The sequence below is a fragment of the Mesorhizobium sp. M7A.F.Ca.CA.003.01.2.1 genome (assembly GCF_003998945.1).
Taxonomy (GTDB): domain Bacteria; phylum Pseudomonadota; class Alphaproteobacteria; order Rhizobiales; family Rhizobiaceae; genus Mesorhizobium; species Mesorhizobium ciceri.
Window position 1 is genome coordinate 1 of record NZ_RZRA01001606.1, and the last position, 553, is coordinate 553.

A 553-nucleotide genomic window follows, 5' to 3' on the forward strand; every position below is an offset into this window, starting at 1 on the left:
GCATAGGTGTGTCACGAAAAAATATCGGTACGAAATTTACCAAGCCGGTCATCCCATGCAATCCACAAGGGCCTTCCCGAAATCCGGCAGCGGCTGTTGCCGACAGAGGAGGAACAAAAAATATGGCCCGGAATTGAGACTGACGAATTGGAGGATCTAGCCATGGACAGCAGGGAAGAAAAGATCAAACGACGGGCCTATGAAATCTGGGAACAAGAGGGCCGGCCGGTAGGCCGCGAGCAGGAGCACTGGGATCGGGCCGTGCAGGAGATCGAAGCTGAGGGTTCGGAGACTGAACGTGGCCCGGTTCTGCCTGACCCGACAGTTGCGGCCGATTCCAATAGCTCGAAGCGTTGATCGGCAATCCCATGGCGTCTTGAGGACCCCGGTCGGGCAACCAAATTGGCGGAACCTCGTTTGCCGGGCATCAACCAGAGGAGGTTTCGATGAAGAGGTTCTTTTCATTCCTGGTCTTGGCCGCTGCCCTTGCGCTCGGCGCCTGCGACAACAACACCGAGCCGATGAAAGCCACCAGCAACAAGAACCCACAGGT

The 553-nt window shown here is 56.8% G+C and carries 1 protein-coding gene; it reads left to right on the forward strand.

All coding sequences use genetic code 11. The annotated features are described in order from the left end of the window. Positions 1-162 precede the first annotated feature (162 nt). Entirely contained in the window at positions 163-357 is a 195-nt protein-coding gene (locus tag EN969_RS34495) for a DUF2934 domain-containing protein (protein WP_013531551.1), read from the forward strand. Positions 358-553 lie beyond the last annotated feature (196 nt).

Excerpts from the sequence above, each read along its gene's own strand:
- EN969_RS34495 (WP_013531551.1), top strand. The coding sequence starts at position 163 with ATGGACAGCAGGGAAGAAAAGATCAAACGACGGGCCTATGAAATCTGG.